Genomic DNA, 18,632 nt, shown 5'->3' with positions numbered 1-18,632 from the left:
AGAGGGATAGTTTTTATCCCTCTTTTTTTATTTCTTGGTTTTCAACTGCTTCTGCGCTTCCTTTAAAAACTTCATCAGCACCTTTTCATCATTTTCTATGGCTTTCTCGGTATTCGGCATCTGCACATGAATTTTCTTCAGGTACTTTGCCAGCTGGTCATTTTCAAAAGCTTCGAGCAACAGCGGATAGACGTATGAACTTTTACATACCGCACGGGTATTCCCGAGTTTGACAGCTACACAGTCGAGCACCTGTACAATGATCTTCTTCTTAGGCCGTTCATCTTCAATATTGCCAGAGCATACTGCCAGCTGCCTCAGCGCCTCCAGCGTGCCACCCCAGGTACGGAAATCCTTGGCAGTAAAATCACTGCCTGTGATTTCTCTTATATAATCATTGATTTTACCTGAATCTACAGCCTTATGTTCTTTTCCTTCGGTATAATACTGGAATAAATCCTGACCAGGAATCTCCATACAGCTTTTTACCATCTTCGCCAGACTTTTATCTTTGAGCGCGACCTCCTGTTTAACACCTTTTTTGCCGATAAATTTTAGCTTTAGCGTATTGCCATCAACTTTGGCATGTTTGGTTCTCAGCGTAGACAAACCATAACTACCATAAAGTTGTGCATAGGACTCATTACCAACGCGGATGAGTGTTTTCTGCATCACCTGCACACAGATAGCCAATACTTTCTGCTCATCGTATTCTTTCCTCTTCAAATCTTTAGCAATCCTCTTTCTGGCTGCCGGAAGTGCCTTCCCAAATTCCAGTAGTCTGAAATATTTATGATCTGACCTGCGTGAAGTCCATTTTGGATGATACCGGTATTGCTTACGCCCCGCAGCATCCAGACCTGTAGCCTGCAGATAGGCATTCTTTTTTTGTGCAATCCATACAGAGGTCCATGCCGGTGGAAGTACAAGCGCCTTTACCCTGTCAAGCTGTGCCTCGTCAGTAATTTTCTCCCCATTTTTATCTTCATAATAAAATTTACCGGGTTTACCTTTCCTGTAAATACCAGGCATACTGTCAGTAACATATACTAATCCACTTTCTTTAATCTCTTCCGGCGTCTGCACCATATACTTTGAGCAAAATATGCGTTAAATTTTTACTTATTTTGTTTTCTTAAACACAGAAAAATGAAGATAGTTTTCATGGGTACCCCCGATTTTGCAGTAGCCTCTCTAAATGCCTTATACGAAAATGGTTACGACATTGCAGGCGTTGTTACCGCAGCAGATAAACCAGCAGGCAGAGGACAAAAACTCCAGGAAAGTGCGGTGAAAAAGTACGCTGTGGAGAAAGGTCTCAAGGTTTTGCAGCCCCTGAAATTAAAAGATCCTGAGTTTATAGAAGAATTACGTTCATTGAATGCAGACCTGCAGGTAGTGGTCGCTTTCCGCATGCTCCCGGAAATTGTATGGGATATGCCGGCAAAAGGAACAATCAACCTGCATGCTTCTCTGCTACCCAATTACCGTGGTGCAGCCCCCATCAACCACGCAATCATCAACGGGGAAACTGAAAGTGGGGTAACAACCTTCTTTCTCAAACACGAAATTGATACGGGTGATGTGATTTTCTCCGAGAAAGTGGCTATTGCCGATGATGATACCGCGGGCGATCTGCATGACCACCTCATGGAAGCTGGTGCGGGTTTGCTCCTAAAAACCGTTAAAGCTATCAATGAGGGCAGCTTTCAGGAGCAGCCTCAAACGGCTTCGGAGGATTTGAAACATGCCCCTAAAATTTTTAAGGAGTTTTGTAAAATAGACTGGACCCAGCCTGTAAAAACCATATACAACCTGATCCGTGGTCTTAGCCCCTATCCTACTGCATTTACAGAACTGAACGAGAAAACCATCAAAATATTTAAGGCAGAGTACGAGGAAATCCAGCCAGATGTTGCTCCCGGAAGTTATGTCACCGATGGAAAGACTTTTTTAAAGTTTGCTGCAGCTAATGGCTTTATCACTCTGATTGATCTGCAGTACGAAGGCAAAAAAAGGATGATGGTCAATGACTTTTTAAGGGGAATGCGTCTCTAAATCTACAGGGCGTTTAGCATTGTGCTTAAGGATTTGGTGATTTCATTAAAGTAACGCTTTCTTCCATAGCCCATCACCCAGCGGATACCTGTAGTTGCATTGGTAATAAAAACCTCGTCGGCCTCATTGAGTACTTCGGGGTTAATCTGTGCCTCAACAATGGAAATACCGTTGGCTTTTGCTGTTTGCATCACGATATTACGCATCACACCGGCGATACAACCTTCAGAAAGTGCAGGGGTATAGATTTGTTTATCGTAAACTACAAAAACGTTAGAGCTGATGCTTTCACAGAGAAAACCATTCTGATTGAGGATAAATGCTTCATCCAGCCGGTGCTGTTTCTTATAAAGCCCGGCCATCACAAATAATAAAGAATTGCTGGTCTTGTAATTTGAAAGTTTATTGACCGGTTTGGTGATCTCATCGTAAACGTTGATGATCAGCCCCTTTTTGTTGAGTTCATACCCACGTTCATGGATTGCTGAAGCCTCCAGTACATAAGCCGACTGATTACTTTCAGGTGTATATAACCCATCCGCATCGCGGTACACGGAAAGACGAAACCTGGCATTGTCTTTCAGCTTATTCTTCTTGCACAGTTCAGCGGTTTTTTGCTTCAGGAAATACTCATCAAACAAAAAGCCTCCATCCATTTTCAGGGCGTTCATACCTGCCTGCAAACGATCGGCATGCAGGTCTGCAAAATTCAACTTGCCCCCCGTCATGCGCATAGATTCAAAAAGACCATCACCATATCTGAAAGCACGGTTCTTTACCGTGAATACGTTTTCATCTATAGCAATGAACTCATCGTTATGTAAGATATATTCCTGTTGCATTAATTGTTATGCCTGTACAATATAGTTTCTCCATTTGTTCAATACTCCCTCAAAATCCGGAGGAAGTGGTGCCTCAAATTCCATATATTCCTTTGTTGTAGGATGTATGAAACCCAGGGTCTGGGCATGCAGTGCCTGTCGTGGTAACATTTCAAAGCAGTTGGCAACATATTGCTTGTACTTCGTAAACGTTGTTCCCTTTAATATCTTATCTCCGCCATAGTTGGCATCATTAAATAAGGGATGCCCAATATGCTGCATGTGTGCCCTGATCTGATGCGTGCGTCCTGTTTCGAGCTGACAACTGATCAGGGTTACATAATTTAAGCGTTCTAAAACAGTATAATGTGTAACAGACCATTTGCCCTTCTCTTCATCATCATAGACGTCCATAACAATTCTGTTTTTTGCACTTCTGCCGATATACCCAGAAACTGTGCCATTTTCCGCAATATCACCCCATGCCAGGGCAATATATTTTCTGGTGATGCTGTGGTCATAAAACTGTTTGGCCAGTTTGGTCATGGTGATCTCGTTCTTACTGATGATCAGCAGCCCTGAAGTATCTTTATCAATTCTATGCACAAGTCCGGGACGGCCTTCATTACCAGGCAATTGCGGCAGCTGCTCAAAATGAAATGCAAGGGCATTCACCAATGTACCTGTATAGTTATTAAAACCCGGATGTACTACCATCCCTGCAGGTTTGTAAACGATCAGCAGGTCATTGTCTTCATATACAATATCCAATGGAATATCTTCAGGATAAACTTCTGTATCTCTCGGGGGATGAGGAAATACGATCGAAATTTCATCTGCGGGCTTCACCTTATAGCTGGCCTTTACTGTAGATTTATTCACGAGCACGTTACCAGCATCGATCGCATTCTGAATGCGGTTTCTGGAGGCATTCTGCATGCGCTGCATCAGGAATTTATCTATACGCAATGGCGACTGACCGCCATCAACAACAATATTAAAATGCTCGTATAAATCCTGCTCTTCCAGTTCCAGTCCGCTGTTGGTATTTTCCATTCTTAATTTTATGATTCAGTTTACAAAACTAACCTTTAACAATTACATTTCTCGAAAGAAATGAGCTGGCACAGCATAATGATTTATATTTGCCTGATGTTTACAGCACTGAACAGTCCCCTGCAACAATTGAATCATCCGGTTCTGACTGATTTATGGATAAAAAGGGATGACCTGATCGATCCCTATATCTCGGGAAACAAATGGCGCAAGCTAAAGTATATACTGCAGGATGCGGCAGAAAAGGGCAAGAATCACCTGGTCACTTTTGGCGGTGCGTATTCAAACCACTTAGTGGCCACCGCTGCCGCTGCTGCCAGATCCGGTCTGCAGGCAACTGCCTTTGTTCGGGGAGAAAAGGTACTGAACGAAATGCTGCTGCTCTGCCAGTTGTATGGAATGAACCTGATATTTACAGACAGAGAAAGTTACAGAGATAAACAACGATGTTTTGAGCAGCACTTTGCCGGAGATATCAGTGCTTATTTTATCAATGAAGGCGGTGCCTCTGCAGAAGCGGTAAAAGGCTGCGCTGAAATTATTGCAGAACTTCCGCAGGATCTTGATCATCTGTTTTGTGCAGCCGGCACAGGAACTACAGCTGCAGGCTTACTACAGGGGATTCGGGATGCAGGCTTAAAAACAAAGCTACATGTGATACCAGTTTTAAAGGGCGCTGATTTTATCAGGGATGATATTCAAAAATACGTCCCGGAAACAGCTTCGTTGATTTTACACACCGGTTATCATTTTGGGGGATATGCGAAGACCCAGCCAGCATTGCTCCGGTTTATCAGAGATTTCAGCGCAGGGCATGGCATTCTGATCGATCCGGTTTATACGGCCAAGATGTTCTTTGCCATTGAAGACCTGGCAGCTCAACACTACTTCCAGTCTCATGAGAAGATCGCGGCCCTGCATACCGGCGGACTGCTCGGGATCATGGGAATGAAGGAAAAATTGCTTTAAAAACCCCCGCTATAGGGGGTTTACCCCGGGACATACTTGAATTAAATTTACAGAAAATAAAATTGACTGTTATTTAATTACCCGCAGGCAGCAGCCAAGTGATGCGGGTCGCATGTACGTCCTCATGAGAAAGAATTTAGCTACAATAGTTTGTACGATTACGCTGTGCCTGTCCCTGGTTACGCAGGCACAAACCCCGAACAATGGTCACCTCACAGGAAATGTGGTTGACGACCATCAAAAACCTATGGATGATGTTTCTGTAGCATTGCTCAGGGCAAAGGATTCTACCGTTGTAAAAGGCGCTATAACTTCTGCTGAGGGCAGCTTTGTTTTTGACCACCTGCCTGAGGACGCTTATCTGATTGCGTTTAATATGATCGGCTATGTCGGGGTGATCAAAGGCCCTTTTAGAATTGATCAGCAACACCAGGCTTACACTTCCGGAGATATCTTACTCAGCCCAACCTCAAAACAATTGAACAGTGTAAACATCGTTGCAAAGAAACCCCTGTTAGAAAGACAGGTGGATAAAACCGTACTGAATATTGAAAACAGTATCCTGGCCACAGGGAATACTGCACTGGAAATCTTAAGGAAAGCACCCGGGGTAAGTGTAGATAAAGATGGCAACATCAGCATGCGGGGCAAAAAAGGCGTAAGTTTGATGATCGACGGAAAGCTGACCTATCTCTCTAATGAGGAAGTGGCCAACTTACTGAATGCTACCGATGGAAATGCCATTTCCAGCATTGAACTGATTACGAACCCTTCCTCAAAATATGATGCTGCCGGCAATTCAGGCATCATCAATATCAGGCTCAAAAAGAACAGGAATTACGGAACTAATGGAACCGTAACTGCTGGCGCAGGTTATGGCAGATATGATAAGGAAAACAGTGGGCTCACCTTCAACAAGAGAGAAAAGAAGTTTAATATTTTTGGAGATGTAAACTATTCCAGAAATAAAAGGTTTACGGATCAGGAAGTTGACCGTGTGACAAATACAAAAAACGGTCAGACATTCTTTGACCAGAGTGGTGGCTATTCCGGGGTCAGAAACAATACCAATTATAAAACAGGCTTGGATTATTTCATCAATGATCAGCATACCATAGGGATGGCACTGAACGGCTATCTGACCAAAGCGAATCAGGTAACTGATATCAATACCCGGATCAGTAAGGATCCTCATCTGACAGATTCCACTTTGAAGGCGATAAACCCAACCCGGTATACTTACCGGAACACGGCCTATAATTTGAATTATAAAGGTGTATTAGATACCGCAGGCCAGGAAATTAGCTTCGATGCCGATTTCTCCAGGTACAAAAGAGATAAAACCGACATATATAATAACAGCTGGTATGATGTCAACGGGCAATTGATCAGGCCAACAGTAACCTTTAGAAATCCAACACCTTCACTTGTTAAAATATGGGTAGTTAAAACAGACTACACGTATCCCTTCAGCAAAAAAATGAAACTGGACGCCGGGCTAAAGAGCAGTTTCGTCAATACGGAGAATACTACCATCATTGATAACCTCAGAGACAATCAATGGCAAAATGACGTCCGTCAAAGTAATCACTTTATGTATGATGAAAATATCAATGCTGCATATGGCAATTTCCGTGCTGAACTCAAAAGCTTAACCTTACAGTTGGGGCTAAGAGCAGAACAGACAAATTCAAAAGGTTATTCATTGGAAACCCAGACCACCGTGAACCGCCACTATCTGAATCTCTTCCCAACTGTTTTCATCAATCGGGTACTTTCCAAAAACCATGAGATAGGTCTTTCTTACAGCAGAAGAATCGAAAGACCAAATTATTCTTCCTTAAATCCATTTATACATTATCTTGATGCTTATACTTATTCTCAGGGAAACCCATTTTTAAATCCTCAGTACACTAATTCATTCGAAGCCTCCTGGTCGTATAAAAAGACGATCAACACCAGTCTTGGCTACAGCCACACCAGTGATGTCATTGCCTTCGTCACCCTGAATGATACAGCCCGGAAAACCCTCGCGGCATCATACAGAAACCTTGCATCTTTGGACAGCTATAATTTTAACATAAATGTTCCGCTTACGCTCACAAAATGGTGGTCCACAAGTAATAATCTGACTGTTTTTTACAACCGGTTTACCTCTCCTGAGCTGTTTGGCGCAGCGTTTAAAAGCGGAAAACTTTCATTCAATATCAACAGCACACAAACATTAACCATAAATCCCACGCTGAGTGCCGAAGTTTCAGCATATTATAATTCCAGAAATATTGAGGGCACCGCTTCAAACAGGGAGTTATACAGTGTAGATATGGGATTAAGTAAAATGCTGCTGAACAAAAAACTCAGTATCAAGCTTGCTGCAAGTGATGTCTTCAACACGCTGAGATATGTCTCCAGGAGCAAAATACCCGGACAGGATTACGTTTACAATGCGAAAGAGGAAACCAGGATATTACGCCTGACCGGGGTTTATCACTTTGGTAGCAGCGCCATTAAAGGAGCGAGAAAAAGAAATAAGGGATCTGAAGAAGAGCAGAACCGCGCAAAGTCTTAAGTTCTGAGAAAATATTATCTGAGAGACTTGATCTGCTGCAATTCAGTTTTTAAAATTTCTATCTCTTTCTCATTATGACTATTCTCAATATAGAAATAAATGGCGCAGGCCAGGAATATTTTGCCCAGCAGGAATACAGCTGCAAAGATCCATCTCCATATTTTGCTGATCCGCATATGTCCGGATTCTGCTTCTACTTCTACAAACTGGCTGCTCTTACGGGATTTAGAGGATTCAGAAGATCTGTCTCTGTAAGGCATATCAATGGTTAAAGCATCAGATTCGCGGGCTTTAATGATTTCATTGATATTGGCTTCGATCTTTGGCCAGGTGCCCGGAGGAGGAGTAATAGCCATGCTCTGTGAAATATGCTCAAGGTCTATTTCAAGATCCCTCAGCGCTTCCGAAATTTGCGGGTGTTTTGCTTTCAGATATAATAATTCCCTGGCTTCTGCTTCTGAGGCCGAACCTAATACATACGCTTCAAGCACTCCACTTTCTATGTATTCGTTAATTTTCACCACTTTTTCTCAGTATAGCGAAAGCCTCTTTCAAAGTCTTCCGAATGAATTCCTCAGTTTTATTTAAATCTGCTGCAAGTATCGCAACCGTTTTCCCGTAATAGTAGATATCAACAAAGATCTGCTTTTGTTCTGCTGACAATGCTGCCAGATAGGGATCATCAGACAGCCGGAACGTCTCGCCGTTTGCAATAGCTCTTCCTGAAACCGCAGTGTATGACACTAACTTCACTTTGGCATACCGTTGCAGCTGTGCCCAGTTTCGGGGACCTTCAGAGTTTTCATCTCCAAACTCCTCAGAAAGCTGACAAAATATACGCACTAAACAGTCTTCAGCTAATTTGCGGTCTTTCACGATTTCTTGAACATAGCCCAATAGCACCCCTGCATACTTATCATAAAGACTTCGTATGCTTTCTGGCTTACTTTCTACAAGTACCTGTCTGTCAGTTTTCAGCATCTGTGTTTTTTCTTTATCAAACTGATCTAGTCAAGACTAAACTACAAGTCTTTATCTGTTTTGACAAGATATAAAATTAAAGAAAGTTTAGAGGAATTGAAAATAAATAAACATTTTACCCTTTATCAGCCTGTGCAGAATGAAACTTAGCAAATAGAACGATAGTTTTTTTAATTAAATGGCACAATAAATAAGATGAAAAATATCGAAGATCATGATTAAACGATTTATCATCTATCTCTGCAATAGTCCCTATAATATGCCCTGGATTTGTTAATCAGGCTGTTTTTCATACATTTGACAGAACCAAAATATAAAACTATGTATCAACTTACTGTTGCCCCGGAACAGGTAAATGAAACGTTAAGCCAGCACGTTTTAGCTGATGGATTTGACCTCACGTATGATATGGAGAAAAGCAAAGGAGCCTACCTCTATGACTCCAAATACAACCGTAATCTGTTGGATTTTTTCACCTGTTTCGCCTCTGTCCCTCTGGGATATAACCATCCTAAGATGTTAAACGACGAAAATTTCAAGCATCATCTGTTATTGGCGGCAATGGCAAACCCATCCAATTCTGATGTATATACCCAGCAATATGCCCAGTTCGTAAAAACATTTGGAAAAATTGGTATTCCCGATTACCTGCCACATGCCTTCTTTATCGCGGGCGGTGCACTGGCCATTGAAAACGCCATTAAAGTAGCAATGGACTGGAAGGTTCAGAAAAACTTTGCCCGTGGATATCAGCAGGAAAAAGGATTCAAGGTACTGCACTTTGAAAAAGCCTTTCATGGAAGAACAGGTTATACCCTGAGCTTAACCAATACATCTCCGGAAAAGACCAAATGGTTTGCAAAATTTAACTGGCCGCGGGTTTCTGTACCAAAAGTGACCTTTCCACAGGAGGGGGATAACCTGATTCAGACCCTTCTTTCTGAAGAAATCTCTATCGCTCAGATCAAACAGGCTTTCGCTGAAAATAAGGATGATATCTGTGCAATCATCATCGAACCCATACAATCTGAAGGTGGCGACAATCACCTGCGCGAGGAATTTCTGATTCAGCTCCGGGATCTTGCTGATGAGAACGAAGCCCTGCTGATTTACGATGAAGTGCAGACAGGAGTTGGCTTAACAGGTAAGTTCTGGTGCCATCAGCATTACACTGAAAAGGCGCGTCCGGATATTCTTGCTTTTGGGAAGAAAATGCAGGTCTGTGGTATATTGGCTGGTACTAAAGTGGATGAAATAGAAAACAATGTTTTTAACGTACCTTCGCGAATCAACTCTACCTGGGGCGGTAACCTGGTGGACATGGTGAGGGCAACGCAGATCCTGCAGATCATTGATGAAGATAAACTTTGTGAAAACGCTGCAGAGGTTGGACAGTATCTGAAAGAAAAACTGGAAGCCCTTGCCAGGAGGTATGATCAGATCAGCAATGTTAGAGGCAAAGGACTGCTCTGCGCATTTGATTTGCCTGACTCTGAGATGCGTAATACTTTTATCAGGAAAGGGTTGGAACACCATACATTATTCCTGGGATGTGGCCAGCAGACGATACGGTTCCGCCCTGCCCTTATTGTAGAGAAAAGCCATATTGACCTGGGTATAGAGGTCATGGAAAAAATTTTAGTAGGAATATGAGAAACAGAAAAATAAATACATTCCTGATTGTTCTGGTTTTATTTTTAGTAGGCTGGATGCTGAAGGCCACTTTCTTCCAGCCGGGTGCTGGAGACTTAAAAGGAGGCTTTAAGCAGGTTGCTGAATATAGAAATGAAAACAATACCGGCCCTGTTCAATATGTATTCGCTGTCACCGTAAAGGATACGGTCTGGTCGGAAATGGAAACCTATGGAAATTACAAACCACATCATAAAGGTGGAACGACCAAAGTTTATTATTTTCTGGAGGGTAGTCCGGTACCTTCAGAACTTTCGCCCGGAAAGGTAAACTTCGGCAGTTCTTTCAATACATCATGTGTGGCGATGTATGAAAAAACTGCCGTAGGCAATGTTATTGTCACGAAACATCCTTTCCAGGATGAACGAAAGGAATCTATTTAAGTAACTCAGCCAGTTTCGACTGCAATTCCTCTCCCCTTAAATTTGTTGCAGCAATTTTTCCTGATGGGTCAATCAGGAAGTTCTGCGGTATGCTATTGATGCCGTACAACTGAGCAGCTTCACTGTTCCAGAATTTAAGATCCGATACCTGAGTCCAGGTAAGGCCATCTTTGGCAATCGCCGCCAGCCACTGTGCTCTTTTACCCGGTTGGTCGAGGGATACCCCCAGCACAGTAAAGCCCTTGTCTTTGAACTTATTGTAGGCAACAACTACGTTCGGATTCTCAGCACGGCATGGACCACACCATGATGCCCAAAAGTCGAGGAGCACATATTTTCCCCGGAAGCTGGAAAGCTTCACCGGCTTATTGTTTACATCATTCAAGGTAAAATCAGGTGCCATCGCCCCTACCGACGTTGTTCTGGCAGCATCCAGACTTTTGCCCAACTCTACACCTGCAACTGTAGCACGGATTTTTTCAGAAAGCCCCTGATATAAAGGATCAATCTTTGCCACATCGATGCTGCCTTCACCTGCAAGTTCACGCAAGGCCATAAGGCTGAAATAAGAATCAGGGTTTGCTTTGATAAAGTCAGCCTGAAGCCCATTCAGTTGCTCTACGTATTTTTCATAACGTTCCTGCATTCCGGTTTTGTAGGACTGGTCTTTTTGCTTTTCCTCAGGAGCAGCACCATATTCTGCATTTAGAGCAGCAATGCCCTGAACAGGAGCCGCTATAAATTTCATATATTTTACATTGTCATCGTTCAGCTTTGAGCCTGTGATGACCGCATTTTTAATAGAATCCTTTGCGGAAATGGTGATTACTGCCGGTTCCAGAAAGACCACCTCATTATCCGCAGTCCTGTCCAGTTTCATCAACCCCTCACCTTTATGGTCCAGGATCAGACGCCCCAGTGTTGGTCCGCCCACTACCCCTTTAAACATAAAAGAGCCCTTGGTCAGAACAGCAGAGTCAATTACTTCCTTTTCATTTGCTATATATCTCAGGTAGGCTTTAGCGGGAGAATTTAGCGTACCAATCTTTCCGTTGAGTGTAAATTCTCCATTTTGCTGGCCACATGCCAAAGCCGGAGAGGCTATCATTAATGCTAAAAATAATTTCTTCATCAGCTTATATCTCTTACAATTTTTTGCAATTTATCCCAAAATAAGGAATAATACATTATCTTTCATACCCCCGGCAGAAGTATCTACCGCAAGTCAAACAGATTATCTACGCCAAGAAGTTTGCGGGAGGTAAAACCTTCAGCATAGGTAGCTCCAATGGATCTGCCAAATTCCCTTGCCCTTCCGATGGTACTTTCAAAAAACTCTGGTGAGGAGATATATGTCTGAGGTTCATCCAGATCAGAATTAAAAAACTGGGTTTTAAATGCTTTGATAGATTCCAGTTTGGTCTCCATATAAGGCGTAATATCTACAATTACATCAGGCTCGATATAGGTATCCTGGATATATTGTAACAATAACCGTGGCCTCCACGCCTGTTGTTCTGTACCCTGTTCAAAAGTTTTGATTTTTGATAATCCCGATAGGAATACAGCATCGTTTGACAAGTCGCCCGCGCGTTTGTGATCAGGGTGCCTGTCGCGCAAAGCATTGCTCAACACAATTTCCGGTTGATATTTCCTGATCATGCGGATAACTTCCAGCTGATGAGCTTCGTCATTCTTAAAAAACGCATCTTTAAATTTCAGATTTTCGCGGGCATGGAGGCCCAGGATTCTTGCTGAGTCTGCGGCTTCGACATCACGGGTTTCCGCAGTTCCGCGGGTACCTAATTCGCCCCTGGTAAAATCAATGATCCCTACTTTTTTCCCGAGGGCAATATGTTTTAAAATAGTTCCTGAACAACCCAGTTCCGCATCATCGGGATGGACAGCTAATACGAGTATATCTAATTTCATGTGTGTGATTATTCTTGTATGATCATTATTGCCGGTAAAATCCTGAAGAAGCAATAATGGCTTCAATATCCCTTTCTTCTTCGGGATTGTAAGTGCTTTTTAGATTGTGGCCCACAACACGGGCAACGGACTGATAGAGGAAGGCCTTTACTCCCCCCTGGGTTTCTTTCACGATCTCGTAAGTGGTACGCCCAACTTCACGGTCGATCAGTTTAGTGAGTATTTGTCCCTGTGTGATCGTCAGCTCTTTGATCTCTGTTTTAAACATTTGCTTGATTTCCTGATCACACTGTTTGACTAACTTCTTGTGTTCTTTACGATCTGTTGTTAAAGCCAGGTCCCGTTCCAGCTGCTCATACCTTCTTTTTGCAAAAAGTGCGTATGGCATCACCTTTAAGACATTATAACGGAGACGGTTATAAGCGGCACGGTCAGCAGGACTTTTGAAGATACGCTCCGCATAGATAACTACCTCATTCAGAGACATCCAAGGGATCATTTCACCGTTATCATTGGTAGAGGCTACCCTGATTGTATCATTCTTACCCCTTGGAGGAAACTTGTAAGACGCAGGATTCTCCTGAGCATTTAGCCTTTCTGTGGTAATAATGACAAATAACAGAATAAATAACCTGCAAAATTTCATAAATTTATACTCCCACAAAGTTAAAGTAAATTTAATACATTAGGTTTATAACTGAATCTAATATAGCTTTAAACGTTTGACTAGCTAGAATTATTACGAAAAAAATACAATGAAGAACACCTTAGTGATTGATTTAGAAGCAGAAAAGCAGGAAATCCTGAAGCGATACCGGGCACTCTTGCGCGCCTGTAAGCCGACCATGCAGAAGGGTGATAAAAAGGAGATCAGGAAGGCATTTGATATGGCTCTCGAAAGTCATAAAGAGATGCGCAGAAAATCCGGAGAGCCTTATATTTATCATCCCATTGCCGTGGCACAGATCGCTGCTGAAGAGATTGGCCTGGGAACAACTTCCATTGTATGTGCGCTGTTGCATGACGTAGTCGAAGATACTGACATCACACTGGAGGATATCGAACGGGAGTTTGGGAAGAAAACCGCCAAGATCATTGACGGATTAACAAAGATCGCCGGCGTATTTGATTACAACAGCTCGCTGCAGGCAGAGAATTTCAGAAAGATGTTGCTGACCCTGGCAGATGACGTGAGGGTAATCCTGATTAAGCTCGCGGACAGGCTTCATAACATGCGTACCATGGATTTCATGCCAAGGCACAAGCAGTTGAAAATTGCTTCAGAAACAATTTATCTGTATGCACCACTTGCACACAGGCTGGGATTGTATGCCATCAAATCCGAACTGGAAGATTTGTCCATGAAATATCTGGAGCCTGATACCTATAAATTTATTGCTACCCAACTCAACGAAAAGAAAGCAGAACGTACCTTATTTGTAAAGCGTTTTGTAGATCCTATCAACGAAATACTGGCTGAACAGGGCTTTGTGGCCAACATCTACGGACGACCAAAGTCGATCCACTCCATCTGGAATAAGATGAAAAAGAAGAATATACCTTTTGAAGAGGTATATGATCTCTTTGCCATCAGGATTGTTCTGGACAGCACCCCTGAAAATGAAAAAGCAGATTGCTGGAAGGCATATTCTATTGTTACCGATTTGTACCGCCCAAATCCTGACCGGCTGAGGGACTGGGTGTCTTCGCCCAAGGTAAATGGTTATGAATCCTTGCACACGACGGTAATGGGTCCTAAAGGACAATGGGTGGAAGTGCAGATCCGGACTCAAAGGATGAATGAGATTGCAGAAAAAGGTTTTGCAGCGCATTGGAAATACAAAGAATCGAGCAATGACAATGGGCTTGACCAGTGGATCATGAAAGTACGGGAGATGCTGAATAACCCGGAGGCTAATGCGCTCGACTTCCTCGATGATTTCAAGATGAATCTTTTCTCGGATGAGATCTTCATATTTACCCCAAAAGGTGCGCTGATCCAACTCCCAATGGGTGCCACGGCACTGGATTTTGCATTTGAGATCCATACCGATGTAGGTGCGAAATGTATTGGAGCCAAGGTGAATCACAAGCTGGTGCCGCTGTCTTACAAATTGCAGAATGGCGACCAGGTGGAGATCATCACTTCCAGCAAGCAGACTCCTAAAGAAGATTGGCTCAATATCGTTGTCACAGCGAAAGCCAAGTCCAAAATAAAATCTTCACTGAAGGAGGAGAAAAGAAAAATTGCTGAGGAAGGCAAGGAAACACTGGAGCGTAAGCTGAAATCCCTGAAAATCACTTATAATACAGACAATCTGAATAAGCTGAGTTATTTCTTTAAACTGGCTTCCACACAGGAGCTTTTTATCGCAGTAGCCAACGGTAAAATTGAATTAAAGGACCTGAAGGAGTATGTTGCCAGCGAGAAAGAAATTGAGAATAAAGGTACTGAGAAGAATGATGGCCAGCAGATTGAAGCTTTATTAAATAAGGTTAAAGGTCCGGAATCGGATATCCTGCTGATAGGTGAAGACCTGCAGAAAATAGATTATACGCTGGCTGCCTGCTGTAATCCCATCCCGGGAGATGATGTGTTTGGTTTTGTAACCGTTAGTGAAGGTATCAAGATCCACCGCACCAACTGTCCCAATGCCGCCCAGCTGATGGCCAATTATGGATACAGGGTAGTAAAGGCAAAATGGAACAAAGCCAAAGAGCTGACCTTCCTTACAGGTTTACACATTGTAGGTATCGATGATGTAGGTCTGATCAATAATATTACTAAAGTTATTTCAAATGATTTTAAGGTAAACATGCGTTCTATCACCGTTGATACAGATAATGGTATCTTTGACGGGTCAATTATGATCTTTGTAAATGATAAAGAGCACCTTGACAACCTGATCAAAAACCTTTTAGAAGTGAAGGGCGTAACCGGAGTTACGCGTTTCGATGCGTAAAATTTGAATAAATCTTATAGTTCTGTTTAAAAATTGATACCTTTGAAAGGAGTTTTAAAACTATGTCTACACACCACAACAGCGAGTTGGTTAGAAAAATATTTGAAGCCTACCTCGAAAATAAAAGTCTGAGAAAAACGCCTGAGCGTTTTGCGATCTTAGAAGAAATATATTCCAGAGATGATCATTTTGATGTAGAAACACTGTACATCCATATGAAGAACCAGAAATATCGCGTTAGCAGGGCTACAGTGTACAATACACTGGAACTGCTGGTTTCCTGCGATCTGGTGACCAAACATCAGTTTGGAAAAAATATGGCTCAGTTTGAGAAGTCTTACGGTTACCATCAGCATGACCACATTATCTGTATCGATTGCGGAAAAGTGGTTGAATTCTGTGATCCGCGTATCCACCAGATTCAATCTATGGTGGGCGACTTATTAAAGTTTGACATCAAACACCACTCTTTAAATTTGTATGGTACCTGCTTTGACTGTTCGGCCAAAGCCACGATCAAAAACAAGGAAGAAATCAAAAATGCAAGTTAACAGAACACAATTATAATCTTTTCTTAAATTAAAATAATGACGCAAGTAGACGTGCTTCTTGGCCTGCAATGGGGCGATGAGGGCAAGGGAAAAATTGTTGACGTTTTATGTCCGCAATATGATTTGATAGCTCGTTTTCAAGGCGGACCGAATGCCGGCCACACCTTAGAGTTTGATGGCAAAAAGTTTGTTTTAAATACCATTCCTTCCGGTATTTTTAACGAGAAAACCATGAATCTGATTGGTAATGGGGTGGTAATCGATCCCATCATTTTAAAAAGAGAATTAGATAACCTTAAAAAGGCTGGTCATGATCCAATTGCCACAGGCAAACTGGTGATTGCACGTAAAGCACACCTGATCCTGCCAACACACCAGTTACTGGATGCTGCCAATGAGCAGAAAATGGGTAAGGATAAAATCGGTTCTACACTTAAAGGTATCGGACCAACTTACATGGATAAAACCGGACGTAACGGTCTTCGTGTTGGGGATACTACATTGCCAGATTTTAAAGAACGTTACACCAAACTGGTAACAAAACATAAAGAATTGCTTTCGCACTACAACTTTGAATACGACCTGGAAGAAAAAGAGGCCGCTTTCTTTGAAGCTGTAGAATTCCTAAAAACTATTCCTCATGTTGACAGTGAGCATTTTGTGAACGGTTACCTGAAAGAAGGTAAAAAAGTTCTTGCAGAAGGTGCACAGGGTACACTGCTGGATATCGACTTCGGTTCTTATCCTTTTGTTACCTCGTCTAATACTACTACTGCTGGTGCCTGCACAGGTTTGGGCATTGCGCCAAACAGCATCGGAAGTGTGGTGGGTATCTTTAAAGCTTACTGCACACGTGTAGGAAGCGGACCTTTCCCTACAGAACTGGAAGATGAAGTGGGTGAGAAACTGCGCCAGGTGGGTCATGAATTTGGTGCTACTACCGGCAGACCCCGCAGATGCGGATGGATTGACCTTCCTGCACTGAAATATGCAATCATGCTTAACGGTGTTACTGAAATGGTAATGACAAAAGCTGATGTGCTGAGTGATTTTGATATGATATATGCCTGCACGCATTATGAGCATAATGGAGAAACAATCGACTATATGCCTTATGACATTATCTCTATCAAACCAACACCAGTATTGAAAGCAATTGAAGGCTGGAAAACTGATATTACTAAAATCACAAAGGTGGAAGAAATCCCTGCACAGCTGGCTGATTATATGGCCTTCCTGGAAAAGGAACTTGGAGTACCTGTAAAATACCTTTCTGTTGGCCCTGACAGGGTACAGACTTTGATTCTTAACTAGAATCATCAAATAAATAAGGCGGCTGTTTGCCGCCTTATTTATTTCCCCTCATTTCTATGGGCACAATGAATACACAGGATTTATCGATATTTAAACAACAGGCCTTACTTTGGGCAACTCAGTTCGAGGTTTGCTGCTGTCTTGATTCCAATCAGTACAGTGATCCTTATTCCAAATATGATTTTCTGCTGGCGGCAGGAGCACAACATCAGATAACAGAATCAGCAGGTCTTGCCTTTAATGGATTGAGAGACTTCTATGAGCAGCATCCCGGATGGATGTTTGGCATGCTGGGACATGACCTCAAAAACGAACTGGAGGAACTGAATTCTGCACACCCGGATCAGCTCCAATTCCCTGATGTTTTCTTTTTTGTACCGCAGTTTCTGATCGCTGTAAAAGACGGTCTGCCAACGATAATCACAGGCCCCGAAGAGCTGCTGAATACAATAAGCAACATCAAACTGCCTCCGGCATCTGCCGGCATAATCCCTGTTATCCTTTCAAAGATGGATAAGGATAGCTATCTGGAGAAAGTAGAAAAACTCAGGAAGTCGATTTCCCTGGGAGATATCTACGAAGTCACTTTCTGTCAGGAATTCTTCGCTGAGCAGGCCGCAATCAATCCTTATCAGGTTTATCAGAATTTAAAAGATGTATCACCTACCCCCTTCTCGGGATTCTTCAAACTGACAGACAAATATATTCTCTCAGCCAGCCCGGAACGTTTCTTATGCAAAAGAAAAAATCAATTGTTTTCGCAACCGATCAAGGGTACCGCAAAGCGGAGTTCAGATCCGGAGGAAGATGAAAAGATCAGGCTTGGGTTGCTGAATAGCACAAAGGAGCAGGCCGAAAATGTGATGATTGTAGACCTGGTGAGAAACGACCTTACCAAAAGCGCAGTTAAAGGGTCTGTAAAGGTAGAGGAGCTATTTGGGATTTACACTTTTCCACAGGTTCATCAGATGATTTCTACCATCAGCTGCACAGTTGATCCTTTGATACATCCTGTTGAGGCTTTGAAAAATACTTTCCCTGTGGGCTCAATGACTGGGGCACCTAAAGTGCGGGCCATGGAACTGATTGAGGAAACCGAATGTAGCAGAAGAGGTATTTACTCGGGATCATTCGGATATTTTGAACCCGATGGAGATTTTGATTTCAACGTAGTGATTCGTAGTATACTCTATAATGAGAGCAGTAAGTACCTTTCATTCCAGGTGGGAGGTGCAATTACCTATGCTTCATCGGCAGAAGCAGAATATGAGGAATGTCTGCTGAAGGCTTCAGCAATTGTTAAAACGCTGAAAGGCCGGTAAACCGGCCCTTCAGATTCTTAA

17 protein-coding genes are annotated in these 18,632 nt (G+C 42.6%); 9 read left to right on the top strand and 8 right to left on the bottom strand.

Going from position 1 to position 18,632, the window contains the following annotated elements; all coding sequences use genetic code 11:
* Positions 1-27: 27 nt before the first annotated feature.
* Positions 28-1,089 (bottom strand): DNA topoisomerase IB, encoded by a 1,062-nt coding sequence (locus OQY15_RS12805; RefSeq protein WP_265792158.1) that lies wholly within the window; start codon positions 1,087-1,089, stop codon positions 28-30.
* Positions 1,090-1,149: 60 nt separating this feature from the next.
* Here OQY15_RS12805 and fmt point away from each other — a divergent pair, with 60 nt between their 5' ends.
* The gene (fmt, locus tag OQY15_RS12800) at positions 1,150-2,058 is read left to right on the top strand and encodes a methionyl-tRNA formyltransferase (protein WP_265792157.1); all 909 of its coding nucleotides are present in this window, start codon (positions 1,150-1,152) and stop codon (positions 2,056-2,058) included.
* Positions 2,059-2,060: 2 nt separating this feature from the next.
* Here fmt and OQY15_RS12795 read toward each other — a convergent pair whose 3' ends face one another.
* Together OQY15_RS12795 and OQY15_RS12790 are read right to left on the bottom strand one after the other, a co-directional pair.
* A complete protein-coding gene (locus OQY15_RS12795; protein WP_265792156.1) occupies positions 2,061-2,900 on the bottom strand; it encodes an aminotransferase class IV in 840 nt (279 codons plus the stop codon).
* 6 nt (positions 2,901-2,906) lie between these two features.
* Positions 2,907-3,935, bottom strand: coding sequence for an RluA family pseudouridine synthase (locus tag OQY15_RS12790; RefSeq protein WP_265792155.1), 1,029 nt, complete (start codon positions 3,933-3,935; stop codon positions 2,907-2,909).
* Between the two features lie 96 nt (positions 3,936-4,031).
* Between OQY15_RS12790 and OQY15_RS12785 the strand changes: the two genes are divergently transcribed.
* Positions 4,032-4,904: a pyridoxal-phosphate dependent enzyme gene (locus OQY15_RS12785; RefSeq protein ID WP_265792154.1), complete on the top strand. Its 873-nt coding sequence runs from the start codon at positions 4,032-4,034 to the stop codon at positions 4,902-4,904.
* Positions 4,905-5,028: 124 nt separating this feature from the next.
* The gene (locus OQY15_RS12780) at positions 5,029-7,473 is read left to right on the top strand and encodes a TonB-dependent receptor (protein ID WP_265792153.1); all 2,445 of its coding nucleotides are present in this window, start codon (positions 5,029-5,031) and stop codon (positions 7,471-7,473) included.
* Between the two features lie 14 nt (positions 7,474-7,487).
* Here the strand turns inward: OQY15_RS12780 and OQY15_RS12775 are convergent, their stop codons facing one another.
* The gene (locus OQY15_RS12775; protein WP_265792152.1) at positions 7,488-7,997 is read right to left on the bottom strand and encodes a hypothetical protein; all 510 of its coding nucleotides are present in this window, start codon (positions 7,995-7,997) and stop codon (positions 7,488-7,490) included.
* Entirely contained in the window at positions 7,984-8,454 is a 471-nt protein-coding gene (locus OQY15_RS12770; RefSeq protein WP_265792151.1) for a sigma factor-like helix-turn-helix DNA-binding protein, read from the bottom strand. The genes OQY15_RS12775 and OQY15_RS12770 overlap by 14 nt, the downstream gene beginning before the upstream one ends.
* A 321-nt stretch (positions 8,455-8,775) precedes the next feature.
* Here OQY15_RS12770 and lat point away from each other — a divergent pair, with 321 nt between their 5' ends.
* Positions 8,776-10,107, top strand: coding sequence for an L-lysine 6-transaminase (gene lat / locus OQY15_RS12765; RefSeq protein ID WP_265792150.1), 1,332 nt, complete (start codon positions 8,776-8,778; stop codon positions 10,105-10,107).
* Positions 10,104-10,529, top strand: a complete 426-nt coding sequence (locus OQY15_RS12760) for a hypothetical protein (protein ID WP_265792149.1) — start codon at positions 10,104-10,106, stop codon at positions 10,527-10,529. Before lat ends, OQY15_RS12760 begins: the two co-directional genes overlap by 4 nt.
* Here OQY15_RS12760 and OQY15_RS12755 read toward each other — a convergent pair.
* From OQY15_RS12755 to OQY15_RS12745, 3 genes are all read right to left on the bottom strand, one after another.
* The gene (locus OQY15_RS12755) at positions 10,522-11,661 is read right to left on the bottom strand and encodes a TlpA disulfide reductase family protein (RefSeq protein WP_265792148.1); all 1,140 of its coding nucleotides are present in this window, start codon (positions 11,659-11,661) and stop codon (positions 10,522-10,524) included. The two genes, OQY15_RS12760 and OQY15_RS12755, sit on opposite strands and share 8 nt — an antisense overlap.
* Positions 11,662-11,744: 83 nt before the next feature.
* The gene (bshB1, locus tag OQY15_RS12750; RefSeq protein WP_265792147.1) at positions 11,745-12,461 is read right to left on the bottom strand and encodes a bacillithiol biosynthesis deacetylase BshB1; all 717 of its coding nucleotides are present in this window, start codon (positions 12,459-12,461) and stop codon (positions 11,745-11,747) included.
* Between the two features lie 25 nt (positions 12,462-12,486).
* Positions 12,487-13,107: a DUF4294 domain-containing protein gene (locus tag OQY15_RS12745; RefSeq protein ID WP_265792146.1), complete on the bottom strand. Its 621-nt coding sequence runs from the start codon at positions 13,105-13,107 to the stop codon at positions 12,487-12,489.
* Between the two features lie 109 nt (positions 13,108-13,216).
* Between OQY15_RS12745 and OQY15_RS12740 the strand changes: the two genes are divergently transcribed.
* The 4 genes from OQY15_RS12740 (at position 13,217) to OQY15_RS12725 (ending at position 18,611) form a co-directional block, all read left to right on the top strand.
* A complete protein-coding gene (locus OQY15_RS12740) occupies positions 13,217-15,424 on the top strand; it encodes a bifunctional (p)ppGpp synthetase/guanosine-3',5'-bis(diphosphate) 3'-pyrophosphohydrolase (RefSeq protein WP_265792145.1) in 2,208 nt (735 codons plus the stop codon).
* 62 nt (positions 15,425-15,486) lie between these two features.
* Entirely contained in the window at positions 15,487-15,975 is a 489-nt protein-coding gene (locus OQY15_RS12735; protein ID WP_142529464.1) for a transcriptional repressor, read from the top strand.
* A 36-nt stretch (positions 15,976-16,011) separates the two neighbouring features.
* Complete coding sequence (locus tag OQY15_RS12730) at positions 16,012-17,289, top strand: adenylosuccinate synthase (protein ID WP_265792144.1); 1,278 nt, start codon at positions 16,012-16,014, stop codon at positions 17,287-17,289.
* Between the two features lie 65 nt (positions 17,290-17,354).
* Complete coding sequence (locus OQY15_RS12725) at positions 17,355-18,611, top strand: anthranilate synthase component I family protein (protein WP_265792143.1); 1,257 nt, start codon at positions 17,355-17,357, stop codon at positions 18,609-18,611.
* The last annotated feature ends 21 nt before the right edge of the window (positions 18,612-18,632 follow it).

Source organism: Pedobacter sp. MC2016-15 (genome assembly GCF_026239695.1).
GTDB lineage: Bacteria > Bacteroidota > Bacteroidia > Sphingobacteriales > Sphingobacteriaceae > Pedobacter.
Note: the sequence above shows the minus strand (reverse complement) of the source record. Positions and strands in the feature narration are given on the sequence as shown.

What these genes read in the sequence shown, in the direction of transcription:
- fmt (WP_265792157.1), top strand. Translation starts at nt 1,150, where the DNA reads ATGAAGATAGTTTTCATGGGTACCCCCGATTTTGCAGTAGCCTCTCTA.
- OQY15_RS12805 (WP_265792158.1), bottom strand. Translation starts at nt 1,089, where the DNA reads ATGGTGCAGACGCCGGAAGAGATTAAAGAAAGTGGATTAGTATATGTT.
- OQY15_RS12755 (WP_265792148.1), bottom strand. Translation starts at nt 11,661, where the DNA reads ATGAAGAAATTATTTTTAGCATTAATGATAGCCTCTCCGGCTTTGGCA.
- OQY15_RS12745 (WP_265792146.1), bottom strand. Translation starts at nt 13,107, where the DNA reads ATGAAATTTTGCAGGTTATTTATTCTGTTATTTGTCATTATTACCACA.
- OQY15_RS12770 (WP_265792151.1), bottom strand. Translation starts at nt 8,454, where the DNA reads ATGCTGAAAACTGACAGACAGGTACTTGTAGAAAGTAAGCCAGAAAGC.
- OQY15_RS12790 (WP_265792155.1), bottom strand. Translation starts at nt 3,935, where the DNA reads ATGGAAAATACCAACAGCGGACTGGAACTGGAAGAGCAGGATTTATAC.
- OQY15_RS12725 (WP_265792143.1), top strand. Translation starts at nt 17,355, where the DNA reads ATGAATACACAGGATTTATCGATATTTAAACAACAGGCCTTACTTTGG.
- OQY15_RS12735 (WP_142529464.1), top strand. Translation starts at nt 15,487, where the DNA reads ATGTCTACACACCACAACAGCGAGTTGGTTAGAAAAATATTTGAAGCC.
- OQY15_RS12760 (WP_265792149.1), top strand. Translation starts at nt 10,104, where the DNA reads ATGAGAAACAGAAAAATAAATACATTCCTGATTGTTCTGGTTTTATTT.
- OQY15_RS12730 (WP_265792144.1), top strand. Translation starts at nt 16,012, where the DNA reads ATGACGCAAGTAGACGTGCTTCTTGGCCTGCAATGGGGCGATGAGGGC.
- OQY15_RS12785 (WP_265792154.1), top strand. Translation starts at nt 4,032, where the DNA reads ATGTTTACAGCACTGAACAGTCCCCTGCAACAATTGAATCATCCGGTT.
- bshB1 (WP_265792147.1), bottom strand. Translation starts at nt 12,461, where the DNA reads ATGAAATTAGATATACTCGTATTAGCTGTCCATCCCGATGATGCGGAA.
- lat (WP_265792150.1), top strand. Translation starts at nt 8,776, where the DNA reads ATGTATCAACTTACTGTTGCCCCGGAACAGGTAAATGAAACGTTAAGC.
- OQY15_RS12780 (WP_265792153.1), top strand. Translation starts at nt 5,029, where the DNA reads ATGAGAAAGAATTTAGCTACAATAGTTTGTACGATTACGCTGTGCCTG.
- OQY15_RS12740 (WP_265792145.1), top strand. Translation starts at nt 13,217, where the DNA reads ATGAAGAACACCTTAGTGATTGATTTAGAAGCAGAAAAGCAGGAAATC.
- OQY15_RS12795 (WP_265792156.1), bottom strand. Translation starts at nt 2,900, where the DNA reads ATGCAACAGGAATATATCTTACATAACGATGAGTTCATTGCTATAGAT.